The organism is Pseudarthrobacter sp. alpha12b, from assembly GCF_054130495.1.
Genome location: NZ_CP196746.1, coordinates 2417051 through 2430415, shown reverse-complemented (window position 1 = coordinate 2430415; position 13365 = coordinate 2417051). Strand labels below are relative to the sequence as shown.

12 protein-coding genes are annotated in these 13365 nt (G+C 66.7%); 9 read left to right on the top strand and 3 right to left on the bottom strand.

Going from position 1 to position 13365, the window contains the following annotated elements; all coding sequences use genetic code 11:
• Positions 1-62 precede the first annotated feature (62 nt).
• A complete protein-coding gene (locus tag ACTAQI_RS11175; protein ID WP_457945892.1) occupies positions 63-1469 on the bottom strand; it encodes an isochorismate synthase in 1407 nt (468 codons plus the stop codon).
• Positions 1470-1584: 115 nt separating this feature from the next.
• Between ACTAQI_RS11175 and ACTAQI_RS11170 the strand changes: the two genes are divergently transcribed.
• The 4 genes from ACTAQI_RS11170 (at position 1585) to ACTAQI_RS11155 (ending at position 6173) form a co-directional block, all read left to right on the top strand.
• Positions 1585-2361 (top strand): demethylmenaquinone methyltransferase, encoded by a 777-nt coding sequence (locus tag ACTAQI_RS11170; protein WP_457951039.1) that lies wholly within the window; start codon positions 1585-1587, stop codon positions 2359-2361.
• 3 nt (positions 2362-2364) lie between these two features.
• Positions 2365-3696: a geranylgeranyl reductase family protein gene (locus ACTAQI_RS11165; protein ID WP_457945891.1), complete on the top strand. Its 1332-nt coding sequence runs from the start codon at positions 2365-2367 to the stop codon at positions 3694-3696.
• The gene (locus tag ACTAQI_RS11160; RefSeq protein ID WP_457945890.1) at positions 3693-4793 is read left to right on the top strand and encodes a polyprenyl synthetase family protein; all 1101 of its coding nucleotides are present in this window, start codon (positions 3693-3695) and stop codon (positions 4791-4793) included. Before ACTAQI_RS11165 ends, ACTAQI_RS11160 begins: the two co-directional genes overlap by 4 nt.
• A gap of 930 nt (positions 4794-5723) precedes the next feature.
• Positions 5724-6173 carry an endonuclease domain-containing protein gene (locus ACTAQI_RS11155; protein WP_457945889.1) on the top strand — a complete coding sequence of 150 codons (450 nt, stop codon included), beginning with the start codon at positions 5724-5726 and terminating at the stop codon, positions 6171-6173.
• Between the two features lie 104 nt (positions 6174-6277).
• Here ACTAQI_RS11155 and ACTAQI_RS11150 read toward each other — a convergent pair whose 3' ends face one another.
• A complete protein-coding gene (locus tag ACTAQI_RS11150) occupies positions 6278-6706 on the bottom strand; it encodes a hypothetical protein (RefSeq protein ID WP_159631150.1) in 429 nt (142 codons plus the stop codon).
• Positions 6707-6757: 51 nt separating this feature from the next.
• Entirely contained in the window at positions 6758-7411 is a 654-nt protein-coding gene (locus ACTAQI_RS11145; RefSeq protein WP_457945887.1) for a trimeric intracellular cation channel family protein, read from the bottom strand.
• Between the two features lie 60 nt (positions 7412-7471).
• On the opposite strand from ACTAQI_RS11145, the gene ACTAQI_RS11140 reads away from it, so the two are divergent.
• The 5 genes from ACTAQI_RS11140 to ACTAQI_RS11120 are packed head-to-tail and all read left to right on the top strand — an operon-like array spanning position 7472 to position 13216.
• Positions 7472-8341 (top strand): sirohydrochlorin chelatase, encoded by an 870-nt coding sequence (locus ACTAQI_RS11140; RefSeq protein ID WP_457945886.1) that lies wholly within the window; start codon positions 7472-7474, stop codon positions 8339-8341.
• Positions 8342-8395: 54 nt separating this feature from the next.
• On the top strand, positions 8396-10141 hold the full coding sequence (locus tag ACTAQI_RS11135; protein ID WP_457945884.1) for a nitrite/sulfite reductase: 1746 nt from the start codon (positions 8396-8398) through the stop codon (positions 10139-10141).
• Positions 10141-10869 (top strand): phosphoadenylyl-sulfate reductase, encoded by a 729-nt coding sequence (locus ACTAQI_RS11130; RefSeq protein ID WP_457945883.1) that lies wholly within the window; start codon positions 10141-10143, stop codon positions 10867-10869. The genes ACTAQI_RS11135 and ACTAQI_RS11130 overlap by 1 nt, the downstream gene beginning before the upstream one ends.
• A complete protein-coding gene (cysD, locus tag ACTAQI_RS11125) occupies positions 10866-11810 on the top strand; it encodes a sulfate adenylyltransferase subunit CysD (RefSeq protein WP_457945881.1) in 945 nt (314 codons plus the stop codon). The genes ACTAQI_RS11130 and cysD overlap by 4 nt, the downstream gene beginning before the upstream one ends.
• Positions 11810-13216, top strand: coding sequence for a sulfate adenylyltransferase subunit 1 (locus tag ACTAQI_RS11120; protein ID WP_457945880.1), 1407 nt, complete (start codon positions 11810-11812; stop codon positions 13214-13216). Before cysD ends, ACTAQI_RS11120 begins: the two co-directional genes overlap by 1 nt.
• The last annotated feature ends 149 nt before the right edge of the window (positions 13217-13365 follow it).

Here is a 13365-nt window from a genome sequence, read left to right as displayed (position 1 = left end):
GACAAAATCAAGCCTTCCAGAGCGGCGCGTGTCTGTCATCCCAGACCCCTTGCCCCGCGGCGTCAGCTGTTGATGCCCAGGGACTCCAGCATTGGCCGGAATTTGGCCCACGTCTCTGCCAGCTCCGCCTCCGGCTGGGAGCCGTCCACTATGCCGCAGCCGGCATACAGCCGAACCGTTTCCGGGGTCTCGATGACCGCGCCGCGCAGGGCGATGCCCCACTCGCCGTTACCGGCCGCGTCCAGCCATCCCACCGGCCCGGCGTAGGGGCCGCGGTCAAGGTGCTCAAGCTTCCGGATCAGGTCGCCCGCCACCAGCGTGGGGGTTCCGCAGACAGCCGCCGTGGGGTGCAGCGCGTTGATCAGGGCCAGGCAGGTGGGCACATGGCCTTCCACCTCAGTCAGTTCCGCCTTGACGTCAGAGGCCAGGTGCCACACGTTGGGCAGTTCCAGGATGAAGGGCTCATCGTGCGCATTCATGGCCTCCGAAAACGGCGCCAACTGCTTGGTCAGCGACTGGATGGCAATCTCATGCTCATGCCGCTGCTTCTCGGACCCGGCCAGCACGCGCGTTGCGTAATCCATGGGCGCGCCGTCCTCGCCGTGCGCGTCGCGGCGGTCCAGGGTGCCGGCCAGCACGCGGGCCTGGGCGGTGCGGCCCTCCACCTGGATCAGCATCTCGGGTGTGGCACCCACCAGTCCGTCCACGCCGTAGGTCCAGCATTCCCGGTACCTTGCGGCGAGTTCGCGCAATACATCTGCGGCATGTACGCCGGAGGGAATGGTTGCCACCACGTCCCGCGCCAGCACCAGCTTTTCCAGCGCTCCCGTCCGGATCTCGGCAACACCGGCGGCCACGGCGTCCATCCAGGCTTCCTCACTGAGGGAGCCGGTATGCAGGGTTGCGCCGGCGGCCAGGGGGAGGGGACGTACGACGGCGCCGCCGGCTTTGCCGGGCACGGCACCCAGGGGAGCGTTCCCGGCGGAGTCCGCTGCCGCCGTCGTACCGTCCGGCGCGCCTGTCCGGGCACCCGCGGAGGCACCGCTGAGCCAGCGGTCCAGTGCGGCGAGGGCCGACTCTTCGGTGAGTGGGCCGTCGTCGAACGTCAATTGCGTGAGCCACGCCCGGTTGTCCCGCACGCCCACCACGATCTCCGGGACGATCAGGCGGGACTCGTGGGACGAGGCCTTGGAAAATGCGAAGGAGCCAAAGGCTACTGGGCCGGTGCCGGGCAGCGCCACGGAGTCGGTGACATCCGCTTCGAGGACCAGGTGCCGCCACCAGATGTCGGCCTCGAGGAAGCGGTCCGGCCCGGTGGCGGTGAAACGCGCAATCTCGCCGAAGCCGCCCAGACCGGCCTCGCGGCGGGTCCAGCACAGGACATCGTCCCTGACCAGAAACGAAGGCAGCCCCCCGGGGAACGCTTTGCCATCCAGGGGGACTGTCAAGGTGCGGAACGTGCTCGTCATGATGAGACAACACTACTCCCGCGTAGGCCGGGGCCTTCCCGGCGCCCGGGCACCCTCCAAAGGAGCCAGGGCATGGCTGGTCGGCACCCGCGGGAACATTTGAGACAATGTCATGGTGAACCGAGCATCCTTGGATAAGCGTCCGGACGAAGTAGCCACGATGTTTGACGACGTCGCACCGAAATACGACGTCGTCAACGATGTCCTCTCCATGGGGCAGACCCGCCGCTGGCGGAAGATCGTGGTGGACGCGATGGAAGTCTCCAAAGGCCAGCGGGTCCTGGATCTGGCCGCCGGAACCGGTACCTCGAGCGAGCCATATGCCGATGCCGGCATAGACGTAGTGGCCTGCGACTTCTCCCTGGGCATGCTCAAGGTAGGCAAGCGCCGCCGCCCGGACATCAACTTCGTGGCCGGTGACGCCACCAACCTGCCGTTCGCTGACAACACCTTCGACGCCACCACCATCTCCTTCGGCCTGCGCAATGTGAACGAGCCCAAAAAGGCGCTCCAGGAGATGCTGCGCGTCACCAAGCCCGGCGGACGCCTGGTCATTGCCGAGTTCTCACAGCCGGTGGTTCCGCTCTGGCGCACCATGTACACCGAATACCTGATGCGGGCGCTGCCGGCCATCGCCGTCAAGGTCGCCTCCAACCCGGACGCCTACGTGTACCTCGCCGAATCCATCCGTGCCTGGCCGGACCAGGACCACCTGGCCGCCTGGCTGCAGGAAAGCGGCTGGGAGAAGGTCACCTACCGCAACCTCACCGGCGGCATCGTGGCCGTCCACCGTGCGTTCAAGCCGGCCGATTCCTCAGCGGACGGTGCTGCTGCCGCGATCGCCGCGCACAAGGGCCCGGTGGCCAAGCTGCGCCGCAACATCGTCCGCTGACCTGTGAAGGTACTGATTGTCGGCGCGGGTCCGGCCGGATCCACCGCCGCGTATTATCTCGCCAAAGCCGGCCTCGATGTCACGGTGCTGGAGAAGACGTCGTTTCCACGCGAAAAGGTGTGCGGTGACGGGCTTACCCCCCGCGCCGTCCGCGAGATCCAGAAGCTCGGCCTCCCGCACCCGGAGAACGACGGCTGGCGGCGGAACAAGGGCCTGCGCCTGATCGCCGGCGGCCGCACCATCGAACTGCCCTGGCCCGACGTGTCCGACTTCCCGCAGTACGGGCTGATCCGCACCAGGCTTGGCTTTGACGAGGAACTGGCCCGCCACGCTCAGGCCGCCGGCGCCACCATCCTCGAGCGGCACAGCGTCACCGAAGCCATCCGAAACGACGACGGTCGCGTCACCGGGGCCCGCGCAGCGCTCCTTGACGAGTCCGGACGCAAGACGGGACAGACGAGCGAGTTCAGTGCCGACGTCGTCCTCGCTGCCGACGGCAACTCCACCCGCACCGCCGTCTCGCTCGGCATCCAAAAGCGCGACGACCGCCCACTCGGCGTCGCCGTCCGCACCTACTTCACCTCCCCGCGCACCGACGACGACTGGATGGAAGGCTGGCTGGAGCTGCCCGGCCGCGACGGCAAGCTGTTGCCCGGCTACGGCTGGGTGTTTGGCGTGGGTGACGGCACCTCCAACGTGGGCCTGGGCATCCTGAACTCCTCCAAGGAATTCGGCAAGCTCGACTACAAGCAGGTCCTGCGCGAATGGACCGCCGGCATGCCCTCTGACTGGGGCTTCACCCCCGAGAACCAGGTGGGCGAGATCCGCGGCGCCGCGCTGCCCATGGGCTTCAACCGCACCCCGCACTACTCACCGGGGCTGCTGCTCCTGGGCGACGCCGGCGGCATGGTTTCGCCGTTCAACGGCGAGGGCATCTCCTACGCGATGGAGTCGGCGCGTTTCGCCGCAGAGTTCATCATCGACGCCTCCTCGCGCTCATGGGCGGCGGGCGGGACGTACGACGCCGATGCGCACCTTTCGCGGTATGCGGATTATGTGCGGGACCAGTGGGGATCGCACTTCACCCTTGGCCGGGCATTTGCCGCGCTGATCGGTAAGCCGGCCGTCATGAAACTCGCGCTGCGGACGGGCATGCCCATCCCGGTGCTGATGCGGTTCGTGGTCCGGCTCCTTGCCAACCTCACGGACCCGTCCGCGAAGGGCTTTGAGGACCGGGTGATCCGCGTCCTGGAATCGCTGGTTCCGGCCACATCCAATACCCAGTCAGCTACGAACCAGCGGTATCCGCATCAAAAAGTTAGGGTTAACCCGTGACCAAATCCGCAGACCACAGCTGGACGCACGCCGGGCACGGCCTGCCGGACTCCGAACCCAGCCTCAACACCACCGCCATCGCCACGGGACTGCAGCTGCCGGCAGGCTTTGCGGCCATCGCGGGGGACGCCGAACTGGGGCCGGCCATCACCAACAACCTGGCCAAGGTGGAGAAGAAGCTCCGCGAGGCCATCGCCAACTCGGATCCCCTGGCTGACGCGACGTCGCGCCACCTGGTGGAAGCCGGCGGCAAGCGGATCCGCCCGCTGCTCACCCTGCTGTGTGCACACCTAGGTGATGCCTCGCTGCCCGCCGTGGTGCAGGCCGCCGTCGTGGTTGAACTGACCCACCTGGCAACCCTGTACCACGACGACGTCATGGACTCGGCCCCCTTCCGCCGCGGCGCCCCCACGGCGCACGAGGTGTGGGGCAACTCCGTAGCCGTTCTCACCGGTGACCTGATCTTTGCCCGCGCCTCCATCCTGGTGTCCGAGCTTGGTGGCCGTGCACTGGGAATCCAGGCACGCACGTTTGAGCGCCTGTGCCTCGGCCAGCTGCACGAGACCGTGGGACCGCGGCCGGACGAGGATCCGGTGGAGCACTACCTGTCCGTGATTGCGGACAAGACCGGCTCGCTGGTTGCTGCCTCCGGCCAGTTCGGTGCTATCTTCTCCGGCGCCGATGAGGCCTACGAAGATGTCCTGGTGGAGTACGGCGAGAAGGTGGGTGTGGCCTTCCAGCTCGCCGACGACGTCATCGATGTCACCGGCGTCAAGGTGAAGTCCGGCAAGTCCCCGGGAACCGACCTGCGCGAAGGGGTGCCCACCCTGCCCGTGCTGCTGCTGCGCAAGGCTGCCGCTGATGGTGACCAGTCCGCGGTCGACCTTTTGAAGTTGATCGACGGCGACCTGTCCTCCGATGAAGCCCTGGCTGCCGCCGTGGCCGGACTGCGCGAGCACCCTGTCACCGCCGAGTCCTGGGTTGTTGCGCGCCAGTGGGCCAACGAGGCCATCGAAGCCCTGGCTCCGCTGCCCGCGGGTGTGGTTAAGGAGTCGCTGTCCAACTTCGCGCTGGCCGTGGTGGACCGCGCCAGCTGATTTTAGTTCGTTTGGAGCCCGGTTCCCCTGGTTTATCCAGGCGGCGCCGGGCTTCTTCTTTTCATCGAGTGCTCCGTACTTGTCGTTTTGAGGCGCCATAACGGCATGTGCGGAGCAATCGGTGGGATGGAGCGTTAACGGGACGGCCCCGGTCCTCAGCAACCGAAGTTACTGTGAACCGGGGCCATCTCTCCGTTCGCATCAGACCCGCCGGAGGCGTTTAGCGGATCCGTGAATAGCTTATGACAGCTTTGTCACAATGCGCAAGTCCGTTGTTACTGCTGGTGTCAAAGATTTTTCTGAGGTGTCTCTCCTGCCGTCCCGGGGCACATTGACGGCGCCGCCTGCCGTCCTTCCCTAAATGCGTTACTTATGGCCTTGGGAGGACGGCGCAGTCCCGTATTTGTGCGGAACCTCGGTTGACTGCAACGCAAAAGTCACGCAAAGCGCGACAGCAGCTTCCCGTTACTTATCCACATAGGAGCGGCGGCAGCCCCGACTTGGCCGAGGCGCAGCCACGATAAACGGGTGGACATCTGCGACTACTTGGGAAGGCATGGGGGAGCAGCCCGCTCCCTTGAGCTAGAAAAGGTCGGGTTCACCCGAACCCACGTGCGGCAGGCAGTAAGGCTGGGTGTGGTTGTGCGGGTGCGGCGCGGAGTCTTCTCGCTGCCCGGTGGCAGCCCGGCCACGATGGCCCTGGCTGCCGGGGGTCGTCTCACCTGCCTGTCTGCGGCCCCTGTATACCAGCTCTGGACGCTCAAGGAGCCCACATCCTTGCACCTCTGCCGGAGCCATCCATGCGCTACTGCCGGGGTCACTGACCACGGGCGCCCCAAGCATCCGCGGCACGGGTGGCTGCCTGTCGTAGGGCTGGCGGACGTGCTTCTGCATGCGCTTCACTGCCTGCCGGAGTTGGAGGCGCTAGTGATGGTGCAGTGCGCTGTGGGCGGCGGAGACATCTCGCTTGATTTCCTTTATGGACGTTGCCAGGGCCGCCGCAACGGGCGTGCCCGGTCGGTGCTGGACCTGGTGATTCCCCGGGCTGACTCCGTGCTTGAGGTACTCGCAAATGTCCACTTCGCACGTGCCGGACTCCGGGTTCGGCGGCATGTCCACATTGCCGGAGTGGGAGAGGTGGACTTCCTAGTCGAGGAATGCCTGGTGGTAGAGACCGATGGCTCAACCCACTTCGAGCCGAAATCCATCAAACGCGATCAGCGGCGCAACAACCAGAGCATCATTGGGGGCTACCTGGTGTTGCGCTACTACTACGAGGATGTTGTCCACCGGCCAGAGGTCATGGTGACGGAGGTCCAGGCAGTTCTGCTCGTGTGGAAAAGGTCGCGGCCGGATCGCCCGGATATGCGTAACTTATAGGTCATCCACAGGGGGCGGCGCCTGCCAACTCGGGGGAGCCGTAAACAGTTGGCTTCATAAATGACGCATAAGCGGCAAGGCCAGCCCAGGGAAGCGGGAAACCCTTACTCTTCCTCTTCGTCCTCGAACGCCCACTCGAACATGTCGAAGACGAACTCGGAGAAGGTGCCTTCCTCGGACTTCCACTGGCCGCGGGCATTGTTGCGGCGGTACACGATGGGATCGGGGACGCTGAGGTCGCCCACGCGGAAGCCCCAGGTGAACGCTTCCTCTTCGTCCTCAAGGAACATGAGGAAGCCTTCGTCATCGACTTCGAGCTCTTCGGGGTCCCAGAAGTAGTGGTAGGCCTCCATCAGGTCCTCGCAGCCGCCCAGGGCGAGGTAGAACTCACGCAGGACCAGGGGAATCTCGAACTGGTGCTCGGCGAGGGCCTTATCCAGTTCCTCAGGGGTCAGACCGTCAGCTTCCTGCCATTCATCCTCGAGATACTTCGGAACAAGCGCACGGAACTTCTCGAGGAACATGTCAGTCATGCTCATATCCTAGCTAATCGCAGCGCTCCCAAAATGACATGGAAACCAACGTCACAGCCCCGAATCGCTTGCCCGCCGGTGCCACCCGCGGACGGCGAGCGGCGCCTGCCAGGAGCGCCGCCAGGCCAGGACGCGGAACGTGAAAACCAGCGCCGCAATCCCTGCTGCGGTCAGCACGTTGAACACGCCGAGTACCCACAGCACCGCTGTCAACGAGGAACCCAGGAATGCCGGCAAGGCGTAAATATCCTTGGGGTTGAACAGCTCAGGAACCTCATTGGCCGTGATGTCCCGCAGCAGCCCGCCGCCCACCGCCGTGGTTACACCCAACAGCACTGAAGCCACCGGATTCAGGCCCGTGGCAAGGGCCTTCAGGGTGCCGGTCATGCAGAACAGGGCCAGGCCGGCAGCATCGAACAGTATCAGCAGCGACGTGTAACGCTGCACGCTGGAGAACAGGAAGAAGACCAGCACTGTGGCCAGCAGCGGCGGGGCGAGGTAAGCCGGGTTGGTGAAGGCCGCCGGGACCACGCCAAGGATGATGTCGCGGATGACGCCGCCGCCCAGCCCCACCAGGGAGGCCAGCAGGAGGGACCCGACAATGTCGATTTCCTTCCGCGCGGCCAGCAGGGAGCCCGAGACGGCAAAGAAGAACACGCCCAGCAGATCCAGCCACACCGGGGAGTTGTCAAAGGCGAATGTCATGTGGCGTCCCGGTATTTCAGAGAGGGCGGACAGGGCGGCTCCAACGTTACGCTAGCCCCTATGAACAGCCCCATCATGATCGCCTGCGCCCATGGGACGTCCAACACACAGGGGGCAGCGGAGGTCAACGCGCTGCGCGCCGCCATCGCCGAACTCCGCCCGGGCCTTGATGTCCGGGAGGCCTATGTTGATGTCCAACAGCCGGACCTGGTGGACGTGGTGGCGGGCCTGCCGGAGGGGGAGGCCGCCGTCGTGGTGCCCTTGCTGCTCAGCGTGGGCTATCACGTGAAAGTCGACATCGCGCGTGCCGTGAAGAGCCGCCCGGGCAGTGCGGCTGCCGCGCCCCTCGGGCCGGACCCGCGGCTCGCCAAACTGCTGGATCAGCGGCTCCGCGAAGCCGGCGTCACCGACAACGACGTCATCGTCCTGGCCGCTGCCGGCTCGTCCAACCCCAACGCCGCCGTCAGCGTCGAGGAACTGCTGGGCCAGCTGCGGGAGCTGCGGTCCAACCGGATGGTGGCCGCCTATGGTGCCTCGGCCAAGCCGTCAGTGCCCGACGCCGTCGCGATGCTTCGTGAGGAACTGGAAGGCGGTGCCGGGGCGGGGGAGTCCGCAGGGGCTGTGGACGTCGGCGGCCGTGTGGTGATTGCCTCGTACCTCCTGGCACCGGGCTTCTTCCACGACCAGCTGGCCAAGGCGGGGGCCGACGTCGTGACCGAACCCCTGCTGCCGTCCCCGGTACTCGCGGAGATTGCGCTGGACAGGTACGACGCCGCCGTCGCAAAGATGAATGAAGCGCCCGTGAAAGCGCCCGCAGCAGCACCCCGGGAACCGGCTGCGGCGGTCCCCGCGGAGGCTCCGACAAATGCACAGCAGGGTGGCTTCTTCAAGGCCCTCCGGCGTTTCGTGACGAAATATTTCCCTAGGTGACTTAGCGTTTCCGGGCCTTTGTGACGCAATTCGGCGTCGCCCTACAGTCGATGCATGACTGATACAGCTCTAGCCGGAGCGTCCGCGGACACCGGCGCCCCAAAGCGCCCCGCACGCCCGTCCCGGCCCGCCGCGAAGCCGCACGGGCAGTGGAAGGTGGACGGCAAGACGCCGCTGAACGCCAACGAAACCTGGAAGCAGGAAGACGACGGCCTGAACGTCCGCGAGCGTATCGAGTCCATCTACGCCAAGGAAGGCTTCGACGCCATCCCCGGCCAGGACCTGCACGGCCGGTTCCGCTGGTGGGGCCTGTACACCCAGCGCAAGCCCGGGATCGACGGCGGCAAGACCGCAACCCTTGAGCCGCACGAGCTCGAGGACAAGTACTTCATGCTCCGCGTGCGGATCGACGGTGGCGCCCTGACCACCGAGCAGCTCCGCGTCATCGGCCAGATCTCCGTGGACTTCGCCCGCGACTCCGCCGACCTTACTGACCGCCAGAACATCCAGCTGCACTGGATCCGCGTGGAGGACATCCCCGAAATCTGGAACCGGCTGGAAGGCGTTGGCCTGTCCACCACCGAGGCCTGCGGCGACGTTCCCCGCGTCATCCTTGGCTCCCCGGTGGCCGGCATCGCCAAGGACGAGATCATCGACCCCACGCCGCTGATCGAGGAGCTGGGGGAGCGGTTCATCGGCAACCCGCTGCTGTCCAACCTGCCGCGCAAGTACAAGACCGCCATCACCGGCCACCCCAGCCAGGACGTGGTGCACGAGATCAACGACTGCGCCTTCGTAGGCATTGAGCACCCCAAACTCGGCGCGGGCTATGACCTGTGGGTGGGCGGCGCGCTGTCCACCAACCCGATGCTCGGCAAGCGGCTGGGCGCCTTCGTGCAGCCCGACCAGGCCGCGGACGTGTGGCTTGGCGTCACCAGCATCTTCCGTGACTACGGCTACCGCCGCATGCGTACCAAGGCGCGCCTGAAGTTCCTGCTGGCTGACTGGGGTCCGGAGAAGTTCCGCCAGATCCTCGAGGACGAATACCTGGGCTACAAGCTGGCCGACGGTCCCGCCGCCCCCAAGCCGGCCACCCCCGGTGACCACGTGGGCGTGCACGAGCAGAAGGACGGGAAGTTCTTCATCGGCGCCACCCCGCTGGCCGGCCGCCTGTCCGGTGCCCAGCTGGTCAAGCTCGCGGACACCCTTGAGGCCCGCGGTTCCCGGCGCCTGCGCACCACGCCGCACCAGAAGCTCGTGGTGCTGGACGTCGAGAAGGACCAGGTGGAGCCCCTCGTGGCCGAACTGGACGCCCTTGGCCTGTCCGCCCGCCCGTCCGTGTTCCGCCGCGGCACCATCGCCTGCACCGGCATCGAGTACTGCAAGCTGGCCATCGTGGAGACCAAGTACACGGCCGCGACCGCCGTGGCCGAGCTGGAACGCCGCCTGGCAGACCTCGCCGGCTCGGGCCAGCTGCCGCAGGCATTGTCACTGCACATCAACGGCTGCCCCAACTCCTGCGCCCGCATCCAGACGGCGGACATCGGCCTGAAGGGCATGATGCTGCCAACGCCCGACGGCGATCCCTCCCCGGGTTTCCAGGTCCACCTGGGCGGCGGGCTGGCTTCGAACGACCGCGAGGAAGCAGGGCTGGGACGCACCGTCCGCGGGCTCAAGGTCTACGTGGACGACCTTCCCGACTACGTGGAGCGGGTTGTCCGCCGGTTCGTGGCCGACCGCGTCGAAGGCCAGACCTTCGCCGAATGGGCCCACGCAGCAGACGAGGAGGCACTCCAGTAATGGCAAAACATCTCGCACCCGCACCCGCCAAGCGCCCCGTCGAGGAGCTCAAGGCACTGGCCGAAGCCGGCGCTGCCGAGCTCGGCTGGGACGCCCCCGCCCGCGACGTGATCGCTTGGGTGGAGCGCAACTTCGACCTCCCCTCCGTCGCCGTCGCCTGCTCCATGGCCGACGCCGTCCTGCCCGCCCTGGTGGCGGACCAGATGCCCGGCGTCGACGTCCTCTTCCTGGAGACCGGCTACCACTTCCCGGAAACCTACGCCACGCGCGACGAGGTGGCCGCGAACCTCCGCGTCAACGTGGTGGACGTGCTCCCCGAGAACACGGTGGAGCAGCAGGACCGGCTGCTGGGCAAGGACCTCTTTGCCCGCGACGCCGCCCAGTGCTGCGCCCTCCGCAAGGTGGCGCCGCTGCAGCGCACCCTGGCTGGCTACGAACTCTGGTTCACTGGTGTCCGCCGCGATGAAGCCCCCACCCGGACCAACACTCCGCTGGTCACCTGGGACGAGAAGAACGGCCTGGTCAAGGTCAACCCCATGGCCGCCTGGACGTTCGACCAGCTGGTCCAGTACTCCGATGACAACCTCCTGCCCGTCAACCCGCTGCTTTCCCAGGGCTACCCCTCCATTGGCTGCCAGCCCTGCACGCGGAAGGTGGCGCCGGGCGAGGATCCCCGCGCCGGCCGCTGGGCAGGATCCGACAAGACAGAATGCGGGCTACACGTATGAGCACTTCACTTACCGAGGAGACCCAGGTGACTGACGCCGCCGTATCCACGCGCCTGTCCAGCCTGGACACCCTGGAGTCCGAGGCCATCCACATCATCCGCGAGGTTGTTGCCGAGTTCGAGAAGCCCGCGCTGCTGTTCTCCGGCGGCAAGGACTCCGTGGTGATGCTGCACCTGGCCACGAAGGCGTTCTGGCCGGGGAAGGTGCCGTTCCCCGTGCTGCACGTGGACACCGGCCACAACTTCCCCGAGGTCATCGACTTCCGCGACCGCACCGTGGAACGCCTTGGCCTGAAGCTGGTGGTGGGCTCCGTGCAGGAGTTCATCGACCGCGGCGAACTGGCTGAGCGTGCCGATGGCACCCGCAACCCGCTGCAAACCGTCCCGCTGCTGGACGCCATCCAGCAGAACAAGTTCGACGCCGTCTTTGGCGGCGGCCGCCGCGACGAGGACAAGGCCCGCGCCAAGGAGCGCATCCTGAGCCTGCGCGACGAGTTCGGCCAGTGGGATCCGCGCAACCAGCGCCCCGAACTGTGGAACCTCTACAACGGCCGCCACACCGTGGGCCAGCACGTCCGCGCGTTCCCCATCAGCAACTGGACCGAGCTGGACATCTGGCGCTACATCGAGCGCGAGAACATTGAGCTGCCCGGCCTGTACTACGCCCACGAGCGCGAGGTATTTGCCCGCGATGGCATGTGGCGCGCGGTGGGCGAGGTCTCCCAGCCGCGCCCCGATGAAGAAGTCATCACCAAGACCGTCCGCTACCGGACCGTGGGGGACATGTCCTGCACCGGCGCCGTCGAATCCAACGCCTACACCGTGTCCGACGTGGTGGTGGAAGTCGCCGCCTCCACCCTGACCGAACGTGGCGCCACCCGCGCAGATGACCGCATCTCCGAGGCCGCCATGGAAGACCGCAAGAAGGACGGGTACTTCTAATGACCACCGAAGCAGTTCTCCCGGCAGACCTGGAAACGGCCCTGCCCACCACGCTCTTCCGGTTCGCCACGGCAGGATCGGTCGACGACGGCAAGTCCACTTTGGTGGGCCGCCTCCTCCACGATTCCAAGGCCATCCTGGCTGATCAGCTCGACGCCGTCGCCCGCACCTCTGCCGACCGCGGCTTCGGCGGCGACAAGGGCGGAATCGACCTGGCCCTGCTGACCGACGGCCTGCGCGCCGAGCGGGAACAGGGCATCACCATCGACGTGGCCTACCGTTACTTCGCCACCGACCAGCGCAGCTTCATCCTGGCCGACTGCCCCGGGCACGTGCAGTACACCAAGAACACGGTGACCGGCGCGTCCACCGCGGATGCCGTCGTCGTCCTCATTGACGCCCGCAAGGGTGTCCTGGAGCAGACCCGCCGGCACCTGTCCGTGCTGCAGCTGCTGCGCGTGGCGCACGTGATCGTGGCCGTGAACAAGATCGACCTGGTGGACTTCAGCGAGTCCGTGTTCCGGGATATCGAAGCCGACGTTCAGCAGGTGGGCCGCGAGCTGGGCCTGGGTTCGGATGGCATTACCGACCTGCTGGTGATCCCGGTGTCCGCGCTCGACGGCGACAACGTGGTGGAGCGCTCGGAGCGCACCCCCTGGTACACCGGCCCCGCGCTGCTCGAAGTTCTGGAAACCCTGCCCGCCGCCGATGAGCTCGAAAGCCACCTGGAAAGCTTCCGCTTCCCGGTGCAGTTGGTCATCCGGCCGCAGGGCGCACTGGCTCCCGACGCCGTCGCCGCTGGCCTGGACGTTGAGGCCTACCGCGACTACCGCGCCTACGCCGGCCAGATCACCGAAGGTTCCGTGAAGGTGGGGGACCAGGTCTCAGTCCTGACGCCCGGCCAGTCGCCGCGGACCACCACTGTGGTGGGCATCGACTTTGCCGGTGCTGCCCTGGAGGAAGCCGCCGCCCCGCAGTCGGTGGCCATCCGGCTGGCAGACGAGTTCGACGTCGCCCGCGGTGACACCATCGCCGCCGCAGGCACCGTCCGCGAAGCCTCGGCAGACCTGTACGCCGCGCTGTGCTGGCTGTCCCCGAAGCCGCTCCGCGAAGGCGCCAAGGTGCTGGTCAAGCACGGCACCCGCACGGTCCAGGCCATGGTCCGCAGCGTGTCCGGCAAGCTGGACCTCGCCACCTTCAAGCTCGAGGGCGCCTCCAGCCTGGAACTGAACGACATCGGCCACGCGCAGCTCCGGCTCGCCGCGCCGCTGCCGCTGGAGAACTACCTGCACCACCGCCGCACCGGGGCCTTCCTGGTGATCGATCCCCTGGACGGCAACACGCTGGCCGCAGGCCTGGTCAAGGACCACCCGGGCGACCACGAGGACGAGCGCTACAGCATCTAGCTCCTCCGCAGCTTTCCGGCGATTTCGTCTTGTTGCGGTAACCCGCACATTAACCGCAAAGGTTCCCACCGAACCTTCTCCAGCCGCTGGCGGCGTGGGAAGCTCAGGCATTGTTTTGCCAATGCCGGGACTGCAGGCCCCGGCCGGTT

Excerpts from the sequence above, each read along its gene's own strand:
- cysD (WP_457945881.1), top strand. The coding sequence starts at position 10,866 with ATGAGCACTTCACTTACCGAGGAGACCCAGGTGACTGACGCCGCCGTA.
- ACTAQI_RS11140 (WP_457945886.1), top strand. The coding sequence starts at position 7,472 with ATGAACAGCCCCATCATGATCGCCTGCGCCCATGGGACGTCCAACACA.
- ACTAQI_RS11130 (WP_457945883.1), top strand. The coding sequence starts at position 10,141 with ATGGCAAAACATCTCGCACCCGCACCCGCCAAGCGCCCCGTCGAGGAG.
- ACTAQI_RS11155 (WP_457945889.1), top strand. The coding sequence starts at position 5,724 with ATGGTGCAGTGCGCTGTGGGCGGCGGAGACATCTCGCTTGATTTCCTT.
- ACTAQI_RS11175 (WP_457945892.1), bottom strand. The coding sequence starts at position 1,469 with ATGACGAGCACGTTCCGCACCTTGACAGTCCCCCTGGATGGCAAAGCG.
- ACTAQI_RS11120 (WP_457945880.1), top strand. The coding sequence starts at position 11,810 with ATGACCACCGAAGCAGTTCTCCCGGCAGACCTGGAAACGGCCCTGCCC.
- ACTAQI_RS11145 (WP_457945887.1), bottom strand. The coding sequence starts at position 7,411 with ATGACATTCGCCTTTGACAACTCCCCGGTGTGGCTGGATCTGCTGGGC.
- ACTAQI_RS11135 (WP_457945884.1), top strand. The coding sequence starts at position 8,396 with ATGACTGATACAGCTCTAGCCGGAGCGTCCGCGGACACCGGCGCCCCA.
- ACTAQI_RS11150 (WP_159631150.1), bottom strand. The coding sequence starts at position 6,706 with ATGACTGACATGTTCCTCGAGAAGTTCCGTGCGCTTGTTCCGAAGTAT.